This window comes from Streptomyces sp. NPDC059785 (assembly GCF_042732375.1).
Classification (GTDB): Bacteria; Actinomycetota; Actinomycetes; order Streptomycetales; family Streptomycetaceae; genus Streptomyces.
On record NZ_JBHWHV010000026.1, the window covers coordinates 103250 to 121620 of the forward strand.

An 18371-nucleotide genomic window follows, 5' to 3' on the forward strand; every position below is an offset into this window, starting at 1 on the left:
GCGAACCTGACGACCTTTTCGGTGCGCCGCCGCCTAGGCTGGCCGCATGGCACCGAACATCGCGACGAACACGTCCGTCTCCCTCGACGAACTGCTGGACTTCGTACGGCCCCGGCACCGTGCCCTCCTGCTCACCCGGCGGAGCGACGGCGGTCCCCAGGGCTCGCCGCTGACCTGCGGGGTCGACGACTCCGGCCGCATCGTCGTCTCCACCTACCCGGAGCGCGCCAAGACGCGGAACGCCAGGCGGGACGAGCGGGTCAGCCTGATCGTGCTGAGCGACGAATGGAACGGGCCCTGGGTCCAGATCGACGGCACCGCCGAGGTCATCGACTCCCCCGACTCCGTCGAGCCGCTGGTCGAGTACTACCGCAACATCGCGGGCGAGCACCCGGACTGGGACGAGTACCGGGAGGCGATGCTGAAGCAGGGGAAGTCGATCATCCGGATCACCCCGGAGCGCTGGGGCCCGGTGGCCACGGGAGGCTTCCCGGCCCGGCTGGCCTCGGAGGGCTGACCGGCCGCACCTGGATCGGGTGGCTGACCGGCCCGCACCTGGATCGGGTGGCTCTTGAGACCGGCCCGCACGCCAAGACCGGCCCGCACGCCGAGACCAGGCGGCACCCGAGACCGGGCGGCACGCCGAGACCGGCCCGCAGCCTGAGACTGGGGCCGCCCTCCGAGACCGGGCGGCACCCGCCGCCCGGGGCCCGGCGGTCTCACGCCCCCCGCGCCACCATCGTCTCGATCCCCGCGATCAGCGTCTCCAGGGCGAAGTCGAAGTCCCGTTCGCGCATCTCCTCGACCGTGTCGCCGCCGCGGGCCGCCATCAGGTCCGCGGCGCTCTCGAAGCGCTCGGCGAACCGCTCCTCCTCCCGGATCGAGCTCATGGCCTGGTGGAAGTACTCGTCCTGGGTCATCCCGGCCGAGGCGCAGCGCTGTTTGAAGTGGCCCTCGATCGTGCCGAAGCCGTACACGAACTGGAAGACCGCGGCGAGCGCGCCCGCCTGGCCGTGCAGGGGCAGCCCGGTGTCGCGGATCACCTGCCGCACCCGCTCGGAGAAGGCCATCGAGTGCGGGCCGATGTTCAGGAAGCTGCCGATGAGCGGGGAGACCCACGGGTGGCGGACCAGCAGGGCCCGGTAGCCGGAGGCCAGCGAGCGGAGCCGGTCGTGCCAGTCCTTCGCCGACTCGTCGGCGGGCGGCGCCAGTTCGCCGAAGACCGCGTCGAGGGCGAGTTCGAGCAGGTCGTCCTTGGTGTCCACGTACCAGTAGACGGACATCGCGGTCACGTTCAGCTCGGCGGCGAGCCGGCGCATGGAGAACCTGGCCAGTCCCTCCGCGTCGAGCAGCCGCACGGTGGCCCCGGTGATGCGGTCCCGGTCGAGACCGGACGGCTGCCCGCCGCGCCCCGTACCGCCCCGGGGCGCCTTGCCCTCCAGCCAGACGCTGGTCCGTGCCGGACGCTCGTCCCGGTCGGCTGCCCTCACCATGGCGCACCTCTTTCGCACTCAGTACCGCTTCGTCGCACTCAGTACCGCTTTCGAACTCAGTACCGCGGAACCCGAAGTGGCCGGGCTCCCCGAGCGGGTGGCCGGAATCCTCCGCTCCGCCCAGCTCGATGCTAAGCGCGCGTCACACGGACGCGGCCATCGCGGAGTCTGCCCTCTCCGCCCGCCTCAGCAACGCGGCCGCGAGCAGTCCGCCGAGCAGCACGGCCACCGCGCCGACGAGCTGGCTGGTCTCCAGGCCCGAGGAGAACGCGTCGGTGACGGCCGCCCGCTCGCGCGCGGAGTCCGCCGAGGCGAGCGCCGCCGGGAGGGAGGCCGCGGCCACCGGGATCAGCGCGGCGAACCGGGAGTTGAGGACCGCGCCGAGCACCGCCACGCCCAGGCCGTTGCCGAACTCGGCGAGCGTGCCGTTGATGCCCGCGCCCACGCCCGCCTTGGCCGGCGGGATCGCGCTCATGATGGCGTGCGCCATGGCCGGGTTGGCGACGGCGCAGCCCGCGCCGATCAGCAGCAGCCCGAGCAGGGTGCCCGTGTAACCGTGCGCGGCGAGCGTCGCGATCGACACCAGGCCGCCCGACATCAGCACCATGCCGAGCGCGATCGAGACCGGTGTGCCGAGCTTCGCGGTCCACTTCGCCGACAGACCGGTGAAGTTGAGCGCCACCACGGTCAGGGCGAGCGGCGCGGTGCGCAGCCCGGCCTCCAGCGGCCCGTATCCCAGGACGAACTGGAGGTGCTGGGTGAGCAGGAACAGCGCGCCGCCCATCCCGAAGGTGATCAGCACGGCTCCCGCGACAGCCCCGCTGAAGCGCCGGTCGCGGAAGAAGTGCAGATCGAGCATGGGGTACGGGATCCGGCTCTCCCAGTACGCGAAGAGGGCGAGGACGAGGGCCGCGAGGGCCGCCGTGGCGAGCACCCGGCCGGAGGTCCAGCCGTGCTCGGGGCCGGAGATGATCGCGAAGACGAGTGCGGTCATGCCGACGGTGGACAGCAGCGCGCCGAGCAGGTCGGGGCGGTCGCCCTGGGGGTTCTTCGACTCCGGTACGAGGGCCACGACCGCGAGCAGTCCGAGCGCCGCCACCGGCAGGTTGACCAGGAAGATCGCGCCCCACCAGAAGTGGCCGAGCATGAAGCCGCCGAGCAGCGGGCCCACCGCGAAGCCGAGCGCGTTGACGGCGCTCCAGATGCCGATGGCCTTCGGGTGCTCACCGGGCGTGAAGATCTGCATCGCGACGGCGAGCGTGGTGGTCAGCAGCAGCGCGCCGCCGACGCCCATGCCGGCTCTCGCCGCGATCAGCTGCCCGGTGGAGTCGGCCAGTCCGGCCACCAGGGAGCCGATGCCGAACAGCGCCAGCCCGGCGATCAGCATCTTCTTGCGGCCGTAGCGGTCCGCCGCGCTCCCCGCGGTGAGCAGCAGTCCGGACTGCACCAGCGAGTACGCGTTGATCATCCACTGGATGTCGGCGGTGCCCGCGCCGAGCTCCCGGGTGAGCGAGGGGATGGCGACGTTCAGGACGGTGTTGTCGAGCAGCACGGTGAGCTGCGCGAGACAGATGACGCCGAGGATCAGCCAGCGCTGCGGATGCCCCTGGGGGGCCGCGGTGCCGCCGGCGTCCGCCGGTGAATGTGACTGTGCCTGTGCCGTCATGGGGCCCCTTTCTCGGTCTTCTACGGCGTACGTGAGCGTGCGCCATACACCGTAGAACGCTCCCCGTACGCCGTACAGCCGATTATCGGCGGTGCCGGTGACATGCGGAAGGGCGGTGGCCCGGGGCACTGATGCGCCCCGGGCCACCGCCCTGGTCCATGAGACCGCTTCCGTACGGGATCGGTCCGTCAGCTCTTCGCCTGGGTCAGGTCGTAGAACGTGGCCGAACCGACCGTCACCTCCTTGAAGTTCTTCTCGACCCACGAGGTGATCTGGGAGGAGCTGCCGCTGTCGCTGCTGCCGCCGCCCATGCTGCCGCCCCCGATGAAGTAGTGGATCTTGCCTTCCTTCACGTACTTCTTGAACTGGGCCAGCGTCGGGGACGGGTCCGTGCCGTTGAAGCCGCCGATCGCCATCACGGGCTTGCCGGTGGCGAGCTGGTAGCTCGCGGCGTTCTGGGAGCCGATGGACGCGGCGACCCAGGTGTAGTCGTCGGAGTCGGCCGTCAGGAGCTTCTTGGCCTTGGAGCTGACGGTCGCGCCGTTGAGCAGACCGCCCATGCCGCCGCCGCCCATGCCGCCCTCGCCCATGGGACCGCCCATACCGCCCTGCTGGTTCTGGCCGTTGCCCTGGCCCTGGCCGTTGCCCTGGCTCTGACCATTACCCTGCTGGGAGCTGCCGCCGCCCTGCTGGTTCTGGCCGCCACCGGGGAAGCCGCCGCCGTTGCCACCGGTCGGGGGCTGGCCCATGCCGCCGCCCTGCTGGGAGTTGCCGCCGCCCTGCTGGTTCTGGCCGCCGCCACCGGGGAAGCCACCGCCACCGCCACCGGGACCGCCGCCCCGGCCGCCGCCGCCCATCATGCTCGCGCCCGACGGACCGGCCGTCACGATCGACCCGGTGTGCCCGGTGTTCAGCGTGGACAGCGTGTACGCGGTCGGACCCGCGACCGAGGCGGCGAGGCTCAGCCCGACCACCGCGAGGGCCAGCTGCCGGCTCAGCCGGGTCACGAAGATCAGGCCGAGCGCGCCGGTCAGGCCGCCGATCAGCACCAGCCACTTCAGCCAGGGCAGGTAGTCGGGGGTGCGGTTGAGGAGCACGTAGCCCCAGGCCGCGGTCGCGGTGACCGCGGCGGCCAGGGTGAGCGAGACCCACAGCCGGGAGCGCTCCCGCCACAGCGCCACCGCGCCCATGCCGACCACTGCGGCGATGTACGGGGCCAGGGCCACCGTGTAGTACTGGTGGAAGATGCCCGCCATGTAGCTGAAGACCAGCGTGGTCATCAGCAGCGAGCCGCCCCAGGCGAGGAACGAGCCGCGGACCAGGTCCGTGCGCGCGGCCTTCCGGGTGAGCACGAGCCCCGCGACCAGCAGGATCAGCGCGGCGGGGAGCAGCCAGGAGATCTGGCTGCCGATCTCGGAGTTGAACATCCGGTCCCAGCCGGTCTCGCCCCACTGCCCGGTGCCGCCTCCGCCACCGCCGCCGACGCTGCCGGTCTCCTCGCCGTTGATCCGGCCGAGCCCGTTGTAGCCGAAGGTCAGCTCCAGGAACGAGTTGTTCTGCGAGCCGCCGATGTACGGCCGGGACGACGCGGGCCACAGCTCGACGATCGCGACCCACCAGCCACCGGCCACCACCATGGCCAGGGCGGAGAGCCCGAGCTGCGCGAACCGCTTCTTCACCTTGACCGGCGCGCACACCGCGTACAGGACCGCCAGCGGCGGCAGGATCAGGAATGCCTGGAGGGTCTTGGCCAGGAAGGCGAAGCCGACCGCGACACCCGCCCACACCAGCCACTTGGTGCGGCCGTCCTCCAGGGCGCGGACCACGCAGTAGACGGTGACCGTCATCAGCAGCGCGAGCAGCGCGTCCGGGTTGTTGAAGCGGAACATCAGCGCGGCGACGGGCGTGAGCGCGAACACCGCGCCCGCGATCAGACCGGCCGCCGGGCCGAAGCGGCGGCGCAGGGCCGCGTACAGGACGCCGGCCGTGGCGACGGCCATGAGGACCTCGGGAACGAGGATCGCCCAGGAGCTCAGACCGAAGATCCGGACCGACAGGGCCATCGGCCACAGGGCGGCCGGGGGCTTGTCGACGGTGATCGAGTTGGCCGCGTCGGACGAGCCGAAGAAGAAGGCCTTCCAGCTCTCGCTGCCGGCCTGGACGGCCGCCGAGTAGAAGGAGTTGGCGTACCCGGAGGCGCTCAGGTCGTACAGGTAGAGCACTCCGGTGACGAGCAGCAGGGCGAGGAGCGCGGGTCGGGCCCAGCGCGGGTCCTCGGGCCGGCCGCGCCACACGCGGCGCAGGAAGGGCTGCCGGGGCTCACCGGAGTCGGCGGCGGCTGTCCCCTGGACTCCGGGTTCCGCCGTGCCGGGCGGCCCCCAGGAGGGACTGAGCGCCTCCTGGTGGGTCGGTTCGGACTGGGTCGTCATCGTGTGGTCCTCGGATCGTGTCCGTGCGGGGGCACCTTCTGCATGTGCAGCGTCGCGTCCCCCCACGTGCGGCCCGCGGCGTCACCGGCGCGGAACTGGGCGGTCGTGTCGTACGGCGCGGGCGGGCCCTGCCGGTCGCCGGGGTACGGCGCCGCGGGGCGCTGCGGCAGCGGGCCGTGCTGGTGGGCCGGGGCGCCGGCCGTGGAGTAGGTGGGCGAGGCCGGGTTGTGCGTCATCACGACCGTGGAGGCCGGGGCGTCACCGCGGTCGGGGAAGACCCAGGCCCGGAAGAGCAGGAACCGCAGCACCGTCGCCGCGAGGTTGGCGGCGATCAGCACCGCCAGTTCCGTGGAGTGCGCGGGCTCGTCGGTCGCGGCGTTCAGGGCGAAGAGCGAGCCGCTGGTGAGGACGAGTCCGATGCCGAACACCACGAGACCCTGGACCTGGTGGCGCACGGCGCGGTCCCGGCCGCGTACGCCGAAGGTCAGCCGCCGGTTGGCCGCGGTGTTGGCGACCGCCGAGACGAGCAGGGCGAGCGCGTTGGCGATCTGCGGCCCCGAGAAGCTCCGGAAGACGGAGTAGAGCAGCAGGTAGAAGAGGGTGGACAGGGCGCCCACCACGCAGAAGCCGACCAGCTGGCGGGCGAGCCCGCGCGGTACGTCGGTCAGGTCGCGGTCGCGCGGGTCGTCGCCGAAGGGCCGGGCGAGCCGGTCGAGCGGCAGCGAGCCGGTGGCCAGGGCGCGGCCGACGCGCCAGACGCCCTTGAGGTCGTCGGTGGCCGTCTTGACGATGTGCACCGTCGAGTCCGGGTCGTCGACCCAGTCGACCGGCACCTCGTGGATGCGCAGCCCGGCCCGCTCGGCGAGCACCAGCATCTCGGTGTCGAAGAACCAGCCGGAGTCCTCGACGAGCGGCAGCAGCACCTGGGCGACGTCACGGCGGATCGCCTTGAAGCCGCACTGGGCGTCGGAGAAGCGGGCCTGGAGCGAGCCGCGCAGGATCAGGTTGTAGGTGCGGGAGATGAACTCGCGCTTGGCGCCGCGCACCACCCGCGAGGAGCGGGCGAGCCGGGAGCCGATCGCCAGGTCCGAGTGGCCGGAGATCAGCGGCGCCACCAGCGGCAGCAGGGCGTTGAGGTCGGTGGACAGATCCACGTCCATGTAGGCGAGGACCGGGGCGTCCGAGGCCGACCAGACGGTGCGCAGGGCCCGTCCGCGGCCCTTCTGCTCCAGACGGAAGGACCTGACCTCGGCGATCTCCGACTCCAGCCGGGCGGCCACCAGCGGTGTGGTGTCCGTGGACGCGTTGTCCGCGATCGTGATGCGGAAGGCGTACGGGAAGGTGCGCGCGAGGTGCTCGTGCAGCCGCCGCACACATGGCTGGAGGTCCTTCTCCTCGTTGTAGACGGGGATCACTACGTCCAGGACAGGCGTACCGGCATTTCCGGCCGGGAGGTGCTCCCGCGCCGGCAGGTTGCCGGGAGAAGAGTCGGTTCGCATGACACCGACATTCGTCAACTGCCCTGTTACACCCATGTGGTGGCACTGTGGTGTGCCTGTGAGTACGTTTGCGAATTCGTTTCGACGACAAGCGCAGGCAAATGGACGGTGAACACCGTGCGTCCGGGGACGCTGTCGACGGTCACGGCGCCGCCGTGTGCGTCCGCGACGGCCTGCACGATGGCGAGCCCGAGCCCGGTCGAGCCGGAGGCCCGGGACCGCGAGGAGTCACCGCGGGCGAACCGCTCGAAAACGCGCGGCAGCAGGTCCGCGGGGATGCCGGGCCCGTCGTCCTGGACGTCCACGCACAACCACGGCCCGTACCGGTGCACACGGGCCGTCACGGTCGTTCCCGGCGGTGTGTGCGTACGCGCATTGGCAAACAGATTGACCAGTACCTGCTGAAGCCGGGCCGCGTCCGCCGACACCAGGGCCGGCTCCTCGGGCAGCTCGAGCCGCCAGTTGTGGTCGCGCCCGGCCGCCCGCGCGTCGCTCACCGCGTCGATGACGAGCGGTACGAGGTCGGTCTGGTCGTACTGGAGGGGGCGGCCCGCGTCGAGCCGGGCGAGCAGCAGCAGATCCTCGACGAGCAGGGTCATGCGCCCGGCCTCGGACTCGATCCGGCCGAGGGCGTGCCGGGTGTCGGGCCCGGTCTGTTCCCGGCCGCGCCGGGTCAGCTCGGCGTAGCCGCGGATGGAGGCCAGCGGCGTGCGCAGCTCATGACTCGCGTCCGCGACGAACTGCCGGACGCGCATCTCGCTCTGCTGGCGCGCGTGCAGGGCGCCGTGCACGTGGTCGAGCATCCGGTTCAGGGCGGCGCCGACCCGGCCGACCTCGGTGTGCGGGTCGGCCTCGGACTCGGGCACCCGGTCGTAGAGGGTCACCTCGCCGCTGTGCAGCGGCAGTTCGGAGACGCGGGTGGCGGTCGCGGCGACCTTGCGCAGCGGGCGCAGGGCGATGCCGACGAGGACCGTGCCGGCGATACCGGCGGCGACGAGCCCGGCGGCGGTGACGCTCACCTCGACGAGGATGAGGGTGTTGACGGTGTTGGCGACGTCCGCGGTCGGCAGCCCCACGAGGTACGCCCCGTGCACACCGCTCGTGTACTGGACCCGGTACTCGCCGAGCCCGGGCAGGTCGACCGTGTGCACCTTGCTGTCGCGCGAGACCGAGCCCAGCGCGGCGAGCTGCGCGTCGGTGAGGTCCTTGCCCTGGATCTGCGGCCGGTCGTCCGTGCTCTGCTTCTCGGTGCTGACCTCGGCCTCGGTGATGCCGCCGTCGCTGCCCACCACGGCGCCCACCGTGCCGACCTGCTGCGGACCCTTGGTCACGAAGTCCAGGACGGCCTTGTCGGCGGAGCCGTCGTCGCCCTGCGGCAGCCGGTTGTCAGGACCGGCATCCTTGTCGGGCACCTGGGGCGGCCCCGACGCGCGCATGGCGACCTCGGCCACCGACTTGTCGAGCTGCTCGTACAGGTGGGAGCCGAGCGCGATGGTCGTCACGGTACCGATGGCGGTGCACACCACGGCGATCAGCGCGACCGCCCCGACGACGAGCCGCGTCCGCAGCGTGCGCGGCTGTCGGACCCGCCGCTGCCCCCGCGGCCGTCGTCGTCCCGTCATGAGACCGCGGGCTTGATCAGGTAACCGGCGCCGCGCCGGGTGTGGATCATCGGCTCCCGGCCCGCGTCGATCTTCCGCCGCAGGTAGGAGATGTAGAGCTCGACGACGTTGGCCTGGCCGCCGAAGTCGTACGACCACACGCGGTCGAGTATCTGCGCCTTGCTGAGCACCCGGCGCGGATTGCGCATCAGGAAGCGCAGCAGCTCGAACTCGGTGGCCGTCAGGTGGATGTTCACCCCGGCCCGCGACACCTCGTGGCTGTCCTCGTCGAGGGTGAGGTCCCCGACGACCAGCACGGAGTCGCTGCGGCGGTCCGCGGCGCCGGAACGGCGGATCAGCCCGCGCAGCCGGGCCACGACCTCTTCCAGGCTGAAGGGCTTGGTGACGTAGTCGTCGCCGCCCGCGGTCAGCCCGGCGATCCGGTCCTCGACGGCGTCCTTGGCCGTCAGGAAGAGGACCGGCACGTCGGGGAGCTCGCGGCGAAGGCGGCCGAGCACCGTCAGCCCGTCCATGTCGGGCAGCATCATGTCCAGCACCACGGCGTCGGGCCGGAACTCGCGGGCGGTCTGTACCGCCCCCTGTCCGTCACCCGCGCTGCGGATCTGCCAGCCTTCGTAGCGAAGGGCCATGGAAAGCAGCTCGGTGATGGACAGCTCGTCGTCCACCACCAGCACGCGGACGGGGCTCCCGTCCGGCCTCAGCAGTTCGGTGCGCCCCTGGGGCGAGGTCGTGGTCATAGCCCACACATTGGTGCGCGCCGCTGAGAGCACCCTTTCGGGAACCTGTGATTTTTCTGAGAAATTCACAGGCGCCTCTCAGGGAACACCCGGCAGATACCCACAGCCCGGGCGCCGCAAGGGGTGCGGGCGCTTTTCGGGCGGCGGTGGAGGGGGTGCGCGCGAGGCGGTCGGCTTGGAGTGGGCTGTGAGCTTCCTTAGCGGGTGGAGCGGGGTGTGGGGTGTGGGTGGGGCCGCGGTCCGGGCGGGGCTGGGGGCGGCGGGTCAGGGCTGCGGGGACAGGCCTGCGGGTCAGGGCCGCGGGGCAGGGCTTCGGGGCCGTCGGCGGTGGGGCCGCGGTCCGGGCGGGGCTGGGGCGGCGGGTCAGGGCCGCGGGGACAGGCCTGCGGGTCAGGGCCGCGGGGCCGTCGGCGGTGGGGCCGTCCGCGGTGAGGTCGGGAGGCCGAACAGTCGGGCGCCGTTGTCGTGGCAGACCGCCCGCAGCCAGTCGTCGCCGAGGTTGAGGCGCTCCAGAACATTGAGCTGATGGACGTACCCGTAGGGGATGTTGGGGAAGTCCGTGCCGAGCAGCACCCGGTCGCCGAGGTCCGCGAGCCGCCCCAGCGCCCGGCGCGGGAACGGCGCGAACCGCTCGCTGAAGTCGGTGAACGCCATCGTCGTGTCGAGCCGCACCTCCGCGTACCGCTCCGCAAGCCCGAGGAAGTCCTCGTACTCGGGCATCCCGAGGTGCGCCACGACGAGCCGCAGCCGCGGGTGCCGGGCCAGCACCCGGGCGACCGGCTCGGGCCCGGTGTGCTTGCCCGGAGCGGGCCCTGACCCGCAGTGCATCACGACCGGGACGCCCGCCCCGGCGAGGAACCCCCACACCGGATCCAGCAGCTCGTCCGCCGGGTCGTACGCCCCCACCTGGACGTGCGCCTTGAAGACCCGGGCACCCGCGTCGACCGCCTCGCGCACGTACGCCTCGACGCCCGGCTCCGGGAAGAGGGTCGCGGTGTGCAGGCAGTCGGGCGTGCGGCGCGCGAAGTCGGCGGCCCAGCCGTTCAGCCACCGGGCCATGCCGGCCTTGTGCGGGTAGAGCATCGCGGTGAAGGCACTTACCCCGAACCCCCGTAGCAGCGCGAGGCGTTCCGCCTCTTCGGCGCGGTACGTGATCGGCCACTCGACGCCGCCGGTCAGCGGGCCGAGCGCGTCGAAGTAGCCCCAGACCTTACGGAGCACCCGCTCGGGCATGAAGTGCGTGTGCACGTCGACGAGCCCGGGCAGCCCGAGCCCCGCCCAGAACCGCCGCACGGCATCCGCCTCCGGGACGTCCGGGTCACGTACGGGGGATGCCCGTACGGGGGATGGGGCGGGGGATGGCTGGACGGCGTCGGGGGCGGCGAGGCCGGGCACGGCACCGTCGGGCACGGCACCGTCGGGGGCTTCGAGGTGATCGCTCATGCGGCCACTTTCCGGGGCTGACGGGACTGCCGTCCAGAGCCGCCGCCTGGAACGGTCGGCCGGCGGCCCCGCGTACGGCTTCGAACGGCCCACCCCGCGTGACGCGTAGCGCTCGAAACAGCCCACCCCGCGTGACGCATAGCGCTCGAAACAGCACACCCCGCGCGATGCGTAGCGCTCGAAACAGCCCACCCGGCACGATGCGTAGCGCTCGAAACAGCCCACCCGGCACGATGCGTAGCGCTCGAAACAACCTGTCCTGCACGCCCGCGCTTCCCGCCGTCCTCAGCCCCCTCCCTCAGGGCGCGCCCCTCCTCCACCCGCACGCCTCCCTCAGAACAGCCCGTCCTGCACGCTCGGTCTCCCCGCCGCCTTCAACTCCCGCAGCGGGAAGCCCGACGCCCCGCCGTCCCCACCACCCCCGCTCCCGGCGCCCGAGGCGTCCGTCGCAGTCAGCTCCCAGCCCGGCATCAGCCGGGTGTCCAGTACGACGACACCGCGGCCGGTCGCGAGATGCAGGTCGGGCCCGGCGGCGGCGAGCAGCTCCCCGCCGAGGGCGCCCCCGGCGACCAGCTCGCCCACGACGCCCGCGGCGGGCGGCAGCCCCGCCAGCCCGAACACCCCCGTGTGGTCCACCGGCCGGAACGGCAACCGCTCCAACGACTCGGGCCACGCGTCGAGCCGCCCGGCGAGCTCGTGCAACCCGGCGAGCTCGGCCACCCCTTCCGTCTCCGCATCCGCGTCCGTCTCCGTACCGCCGCCGGCCAGTACGGCCCGCACCGCCCGCTTCTCGGCGTACGGGATCCGGTCGGGGACGCGCAGTGCGGCCCGCAGCAGTTCCTCCGCCCGCCGCGCGGCCATCAACGGTCCGCGTCCCAGCCAGCTGAAGGTGACGGCCCCCTGTTCCAGCAGCCGCGCGGAACCCCGTCCGACTCCCGTGATCCCCACCTTGACCATGCCGGGCCCGAACCAGGCCAGGTACACGTGGTACGGCCGCGGGTCGTCGGCGAGGGTGTCGGCGGCGACGGAGTGCGCCCGCTCAAGCCGTGCGCACTCCTCGCACCGCCCGCCGGTACTGCGCCCCGGCACGGCGGCCCGTACCGGACATGCGTACCCCCGCGCACCCACGCATGTCCGCACGGCCCCGTCCGCCACCGCGAAGGCCACCCGCATCCCCCGGGCCAGCGCGCTGCCCTTACCGCCGCCCCACATCAGCACCGGGCCGTCCGCCGACCACCGCAGCCCCGAACAACTCCACACCCGTCCCATCACCCCGAGCGTAGGCGCCCCCACTGACATTCGAGGGCGCGCGCGGCTGCCGCGCCCGGCCACCCTCACCCCAACCCCCGACAACCCCGAACCCCAGGAACCCGAGACCTGCCCCTGACACCCGACAAACACCAAGGGCCCCGGATTTCTCCGGGGCCCTTGCCTCATGTGCACTCGGCAGGATTCGAACCTGCAACCTTCTGATCCGTAGTCAGATGCTCTATCCGTTAAGCTACGAGTGCTTGCGTGTTCTGTTGTGGTGCTCTTCCTTCCGGGCTTTTCTGCCTGGTCGGCGTTGCGGGAACAACATTACATGACTGGCGCCCTGAGGCGAAATCCGTTTCCCGCACCCGGCCTGAGCTGCGGAAACGCCGTTCGGAGCGAGTCTGCGGTCCGAGAACGACCGAAGCCCCGGTCGGGATGACCGGGGCTTCGGGACTCGGCGCGGAGGCGGAGGGATTTGAACCCTCGATGGGATTTAAGTCCCAAACCGCATTAGCAGTGCGGCGCCATAGACCGGACTAGGCGACGCCTCCAGCACAGCCACCGCGCGAGCGCGAGTGGTGCGTGCAGATGATGACACAGCCGAGTGGGGTGTCACCAATCGGCTCCCACGGTACTAGGCGGGAAGGCCGCAGGGCAAAGCCCCCGTGGCGCGGCGCAACCACGCGGGCCGTGCGGCGTTAGTCCCGGTATGAGTCCTGTCATGCCCTTGGAGACGGGTCGCCGGATCGGCCGTCGGGTCAACCGCCGGATCGGACGCCGAGCCGGACGCCGAGTCGAACGCCGGGTTGCCCTCGCGGCCGTCGCCTCCGTCGCCGCCCTGACCTCCGCGACGAGTGCGGCATGCGCAGCATCCGGTGCGGTTCCCTTCGCGCCGGGTGACTCGCACGCCGCGCCCGGCACGGTGCTTCCGGCGGACGGTTCGTTCTCCGTGCCGCTCGCGCCCCCTTCCGTCCCTGCCGGGGGCGGTGGGGATCGTCTGCGCGTCACCGTCCGGCACGCGGGTGACGCCGACGGGACGTACGAGCTGGCCTGTCATCCGGACGGCGGCGACCATCCCGACGTACGGGGCGCCTGCGACCGGCTCGACCGCGCCACCCGGTGGGGCGCCAGCCCCTTCGCCCCCGTGCCCGAGGGGAGGGTGTGCACCATGAAGTACGGCGGCCCGGCCACCGCGCACATCACCGGCACCTGGGCCGGGCGCCCCGTCGACGCGACGTACGACCGCGGTGACGGGTGCCGGATCAGCCGCTGGGACGCGCTCGTGCCGCTGCTGCCCGATCTGAGCTCCTAGGGCGCCGGCCCGTGCGACACACCAGCCGGGTCCGAGATGTCCGGCATCGCTTCGTCATGTTCATCGCGTTCGTCATGTTCGTCGCGTTCGCCATGTCCGCCATGTCCCTGACGTCCGGTGTGTTCAGCCTGTCCGTCCTGCCTTTCACCGTCGTCCGCCCGCCGGCTCGCACAGCCAGGGCACGGGCGCGGCACGGCTGGGCCATGTCCAAGTCATGGTTCCGCGGGCGGAAATGCGAAGTCACAGCTTCTGCGTCGCTTCTGCGTGCGACCTCCCTCTCATCCGGCATCGCGAGCGCAACCCCAGCCCGTAGACTCCCTCGCGTGACACGCTGCGGGCCGGTTGGCAAGATGGCTCTCGCGGTCGGCAAGGTGCGGTAACAGGGAGGAAGCGTCTCGTGAGCAGCAGGCCATCCCGAGGCGCTGCTCGCCTCGCAGCCATACTCGACGCGCTGCCCGACGCGTTGGTACTGGTCAACGCCAATGGGACGGTCGTCAACGCGAACACCATCGCCCTGGAGGCCTTCGAGGCCCCGGGGACGGCGTTGGTGGGGCGGGGCCTGCTCGATCTGCTGCCGCATTTCGACTCCCGGCTGATCCCCGGCTCGATGCGGCGCCCGGAGGCCATCGACCCGAGCGGACGGACCAAGCCGACCCGGATGGTCGCCCGGCGGACCGACGGGAGCGAGTTCCCCGTCGAAGTCACGAGTGCGAATCTCGAGAACGGCCAGCAGGCGTACGACGGCCACGGCTACACCGGCGACGAGCTGCTCATGCTGGTCGTACGCGACCTGTCGGGCACCGTCGACACCGAGGCCGAACTCGCGCGTTCGCAACGGCAGACCGAGATGATCCTGCGCGCCGCCTCCGAGGGCGTCGTCGGCACCGACACCGATGGCCGGGTCGTCCTCGTCAATCCGGCCGCCGCCCAGATACTGGGTTACCGGGCCAGCGACCTCGGCGGCCAGGACCTGCACGCGCTCATCCTGCACTCCCGCTCGGACGGCGAGCCCTTCGCGTACGCGGAGTCGCCGCTCGCCGACACCCTGCGCTCCGGGCGCAAGCACCGGGTGCGCGGGCAGGTGCTGTGGTCCAAGGGCGGCGAGAAGGTCTCGGTCGACCTGACGACCGCGCCGGTGCGCGACGGCGACCAGCTCGTGGGCGCCGTGATGACGTTCACCGACCGGCGGCCGTACGAGAGCCTCGCCGAGGAGAAGGACGCCGAGACGGCCCGGCACACCGAGGAACTGGCACGGCTCGCGGACGAGCACGCCGACGAGCTGGAGAAGCTGCGCGAGCGGCACGACGCCGAGCTCGCCGAGGTGCGCGAGCAGCACGCGGAGGAACTCGCCGCGGGCGACGACCGCTACGCGGCGCTCGCCGAGCGCGAGAAGGACCGTTACGAGGCGCTGGCCGCCCGCCACGACCAGTTGCTCGCCGTGCTGGGCCAGTCGCTGCGCGGGCCGCTCGACCAGCTCCGCGGTGAGCTGTCCGCGCTGGCCGCGGACGACGCGGGCCAGCTCTGGCCCGAGGCCAACCAGGTGCTCCACCACCTCGCGGCCGGTTACTCCCGGATCACCACGCTCGTCGACAACGTGCTCGGTTATCAGCGGCTGGACGCCGGTACCGGGCAGATCTCCCGTACGAAGGTCATGCTCGACGCGGTCGTGGCGGCCGGTGTCGACGGTGCCGTCGAGCTGATCGGGCCCGGCCGGGTGCAGTTCGCGGTGCACGCGCCGCCCATCGAAGCGGAGGTCGACGCCAGTCTGCTCGCCACCGCGCTCGCCCACCTCGTCGCGGACGTGGCGGGGGTCGACGCGACGGGCAACGCACCGGTCTCGGCGGGCGGTTACCTCGACAACACGGTCGTCGTAGCGGCGGCGCAGCGCGGTGAGGTCGTCCGGATCGAGGTCCGCGGGCCTTACTCCGGGGGCGACCCGGTGCACGAGCCGATCGTCCGGGGCATCGTGCGGGCGCACGGCGGTGTGCTCCAGACGCACGAGGTGCCGGGGATGAGCGGCAGCGCGTTCGTGCTGGAGGTGCCGCTCGGCGGTGGCGCGGGCGCGGTTGCGGCCGCGGCTCCGGTCCCCGCCGCGGCCCCGGCCGGGGAGGCTTCCGGCGCCGAGGTCGCGCTTCCCGAGCAGGCCTCGCGGCAGGGCGGCGGACGGCGGCGGGCCCGGCGGGCCTCCGTGGACGCCTTCCTGGAGAGCGAGGTCGCGGCGGGCGGCGCCGAGCAGTCCGCCGATGACCCGGGCTCCGCGCCCACCGGCCGGCGCCGTCGGCGGGCGGCCGAACCGGCGACCGGTGAGATGCCGGTGCCGGTGCCCGCGCAGGGCGCCGGACCCGAGGCCGAGGAGACCGGCGGAGCGTCCGGCGGGTCTTCCGGCGGCACCGGGCGCCGCCGGGGACGGCCGAGTCCGGTCGAGGAGGGCGGCGCCGGGAGCACCGAAGGTGTCGCTGGCGCCGGTGGTGTCGCTGGCGCCGGTGGTGTCTCCGAGGGCGCCGTCGTCATGGCGGGCGAACACGCCGCCGGGACCGCCGCCGCGGGCACGGGCCTGGGGCCGGCGGTGCCTCCGCAGGGCGTACCCGCTCCGTCGGGCCGGCGTGCCCGGCACGGCGGCGAGCAGCACGCCCTGCCACCGGCGCTGCCCGCACCCCAGAACGCACTCCAGAACGCACCGCAGAACCCATCTCAGAACACGCCGCAGAACGCGCCCGACGGTGGTTCCGCAGAAGTGGCCGCCGCCGGGCAGCCGACCGGACGCCGCCGGCGCGCCCTGGCCGCCGCCGCGGAGCGCGCCGCCGCGCAGGAGGCCGGCGCCCGTACGGTGTTCGCGCTGCCGCCTGCCGAGGCGGACCGCTCACCGGAGTACGCCGCGGCCGAGGCGCCCGTGACGGCTGCCGGACCCGACGTACCCGCACCGGCGACGGCACCCACACCCGCACCTGCTGCCGGAGCCGTGTCCGCAGGTCCCGGCGCCCTGTCTGCCGCCGGTGTCCCGACGGACGACGGCCGCCACGACGCGGTGGCGCACGACGCAGTGGCGCACGATCCGGCCGATGACCACACTCCGCCGCAGCCGCATCCGGTACCGGCACCGACCGGGCGGCGCCGGGCCCGCCCGGCAGCGCCGGAGCCGCAGACGGACACGGCGGGCGTGCCCGCGCAGGTGCCGAACACCGCCGGGCAGGCCGTTCCCGGGCAGCCGAGTGCGGCACAGCCGATGCCCGGACAGCCGATGCCCGGACAGCCGGTGGCCGCACCGGCCGTGGCACAGCAGCAAGGTCATCCGCAGCAGGGCAATCCGCAGCAGGCCGCGCCTCAGGCGGGCGCATCGCAGGCAGGCGCACCGCAGATGGGCGCGCAGCCGGTCGCCGCTGAGCCCGTCGCCGTGCCGAGGGCGGCGCTCGGGCCGGTCGCGCCCGCCCAGCCCCTGCCCGACCAGGCCCCTCCTGCCCAGCCCGGTCAGCCCGGTCCGTCTGGTCCGGCCGGTCCGGCCGGTCAGCCGGTTGCTCAGGAGCAGGCGGGGATCGGGCAGACCCCTGCCCCCGGTACGCCGCTGCCGCCGGAACGCGCCGTGCCGGCCAGGGCGGCGCAGCCGCTGCCCGCCGAGGCCGCCGTGCCGGTGGACCCGAACTCGACGCAGGGCCGTGCGTTCAACGTGCGGACGCTGGGCCAGGGGGTGCCGTTCGGCCGCCAGGCCCCGCCGAACCAGCCCCATCAGCAGCCCGCACAGACCACCCAGACCTCTCAGACCAGCCAACCGCATCCGCCCAACCAGGCGGCGGCGCAGCAGCCCGGCGCGCAGCCGCAGGCACAGTCGCAATCGCAGACGCCCACTCCGCCCCCGCACCAGACCAACGGTTCCGGACGCCGCCGCAAGCTCGGCACGCGTCCCGACGCCGTGGCCGAGCGTCCGGAGACCGGTGCCCGGCAGCACCCGGGGACCGGACCGGCCGCCCCCCGCGCGGCCGTCGGCACCGAGGGCGCCGGGCGCTCGTACGCCATAGGGGCGCCGGACGAGAACGCGGATGAAGGGCCCGAGCCGCTCGACGGCCCCGGCGGTGCCATCGAGGTCGCCGACCAGCCCCAGCCACGGCCCATGGACGACGAGCTGCCCCCGGAGCCGCTGGACAACCCGCGGCGGCTGCTCGTCTGGCCCGCGCCGGACGTGACGACGCAGCAGGCGCTCAGCGACCGCGGCTACCGGCCCGTCATCGTGCACTCGCGCGAGGAGGTCGACGCACAGATCGCCGCCTTCCCGGCCGCGCTCTTCGTCGACCCTCTGACCGGCCCGATCACCCGCACCGCGCTCCAGTCGCTGCGCCAGGCGGCGGTCGCCGCGGAGGTCCCGGTCCTGGTGACGGCGGGCCTCGGCCAGGCGACGCGCGAGGCGGCGTACGGCGCCGATCCGGCCGTCCTGCTGAAGGCGCTCGCCCCGCGCGACTCGGAGCAGCATCCGCCGCGGGTGCTGCTCATCGAGGAGCACGGGGAGATCGCGCTGGCGCTCACGGCGACGCTGGAGCGGCGCGGTATGCAGGTCGCGCGGGCCGCGTCCGACGCGGACGCGGTGACACTGGCCGCGCAGATGCGTCCGAACCTCGTGGTGATGGACCTGATGCAGGTCCGGCGCCGGCAGGCCGGGATCGTCGACTGGCTGCGCGCGAACGGCCAGCTCAACCGCACGCCGCTCGTCGTCTACACCGCCGCCGTCGACCAGAGCGAACTGCCTCGGCTGGCCGCGGGGGAGACGGTGCTGTTCCTCGCCGAGCGCTCGACCAGTACCGAGGTGCAGGACCGGATCGTCGACCTGCTGGCGCGCATCGGCACCAACTGATCGCTGTCAACTGATCGCTGTCAACTGATCTCCGCGGGGCGGGGGTTGGGTGTGTTTCACGTGAAACACACCCAACCCC

At 73.0% G+C, this 18371-nt stretch carries 11 protein-coding genes and 2 tRNA genes; 3 read left to right on the forward strand and 10 right to left on the reverse strand.

Translation table 11 applies throughout. The features are described 5' to 3' along the window. Window positions 1–46 precede the first annotated feature (46 nt). The gene (locus ACFV6E_RS20950; RefSeq protein WP_385463438.1) at window positions 47–517 is read left to right on the forward strand and encodes a PPOX class F420-dependent oxidoreductase; all 471 of its coding nucleotides are present in this window, start codon (window positions 47–49) and stop codon (window positions 515–517) included. A 202-nt stretch (window positions 518–719) separates the two neighbouring features. Here ACFV6E_RS20950 and ACFV6E_RS20955 read toward each other — a convergent pair whose 3' ends face one another. The 10 genes from ACFV6E_RS20955 to ACFV6E_RS21000 form a co-directional block, all read right to left on the reverse strand. Next, window positions 720–1493 carry a TetR/AcrR family transcriptional regulator gene (locus ACFV6E_RS20955; protein ID WP_385174869.1) on the reverse strand — a complete coding sequence of 258 codons (774 nt, stop codon included), beginning with the start codon at window positions 1491–1493 and terminating at the stop codon, window positions 720–722. A gap of 142 nt (window positions 1494–1635) precedes the next feature. Continuing rightward, the gene (locus ACFV6E_RS20960; protein WP_385463441.1) at window positions 1636–3159 is read right to left on the reverse strand and encodes an MFS transporter; all 1524 of its coding nucleotides are present in this window, start codon (window positions 3157–3159) and stop codon (window positions 1636–1638) included. 188 nt (window positions 3160–3347) lie between these two features. Further along, window positions 3348–5588, reverse strand: coding sequence for an ArnT family glycosyltransferase (locus ACFV6E_RS20965; protein WP_385463444.1), 2241 nt, complete (start codon window positions 5586–5588; stop codon window positions 3348–3350). Then, the gene (locus tag ACFV6E_RS20970; RefSeq protein ID WP_385175101.1) at window positions 5585–7087 is read right to left on the reverse strand and encodes a glycosyltransferase; all 1503 of its coding nucleotides are present in this window, start codon (window positions 7085–7087) and stop codon (window positions 5585–5587) included. Before ACFV6E_RS20970 ends, ACFV6E_RS20965 begins: the two co-directional genes overlap by 4 nt. A gap of 26 nt (window positions 7088–7113) precedes the next feature. After that, complete coding sequence (locus ACFV6E_RS20975; protein WP_385463447.1) at window positions 7114–8709, reverse strand: ATP-binding protein; 1596 nt, start codon at window positions 8707–8709, stop codon at window positions 7114–7116. Then, on the reverse strand, window positions 8706–9446 hold the full coding sequence (locus tag ACFV6E_RS20980; protein ID WP_385175106.1) for a response regulator transcription factor: 741 nt from the start codon (window positions 9444–9446) through the stop codon (window positions 8706–8708). The genes ACFV6E_RS20975 and ACFV6E_RS20980 overlap by 4 nt, the downstream gene beginning before the upstream one ends. Window positions 9447–9836: 390 nt before the next feature. Then, window positions 9837–10889 carry an amidohydrolase family protein gene (locus ACFV6E_RS20985; RefSeq protein WP_385463450.1) on the reverse strand — a complete coding sequence of 351 codons (1053 nt, stop codon included), beginning with the start codon at window positions 10887–10889 and terminating at the stop codon, window positions 9837–9839. A 333-nt stretch (window positions 10890–11222) separates the two neighbouring features. Beyond that, window positions 11223–12158, reverse strand: coding sequence for a DUF2797 domain-containing protein (locus tag ACFV6E_RS20990; protein ID WP_385175112.1), 936 nt, complete (start codon window positions 12156–12158; stop codon window positions 11223–11225). A 169-nt stretch (window positions 12159–12327) separates the two neighbouring features. After that, window positions 12328–12400 (reverse strand) — tRNA-Arg (locus ACFV6E_RS20995). 203 nt (window positions 12401–12603) lie between these two features. Next, window positions 12604–12694: transfer RNA gene (locus tag ACFV6E_RS21000), tRNA-Ser, on the reverse strand. 170 nt (window positions 12695–12864) lie between these two features. Here ACFV6E_RS21000 and ACFV6E_RS21005 point away from each other — a divergent pair. Together ACFV6E_RS21005 and ACFV6E_RS21010 are read left to right on the forward strand one after the other, a co-directional pair. Further along, window positions 12865–13455, forward strand: coding sequence for an SSI family serine proteinase inhibitor (locus ACFV6E_RS21005; RefSeq protein ID WP_385463452.1), 591 nt, complete (start codon window positions 12865–12867; stop codon window positions 13453–13455). Between the two features lie 397 nt (window positions 13456–13852). Beyond that, window positions 13853–18292 carry a PAS domain-containing protein gene (locus ACFV6E_RS21010; RefSeq protein ID WP_385463455.1) on the forward strand — a complete coding sequence of 1480 codons (4440 nt, stop codon included), beginning with the start codon at window positions 13853–13855 and terminating at the stop codon, window positions 18290–18292. Window positions 18293–18371: the final 79 nt, after the last annotated feature.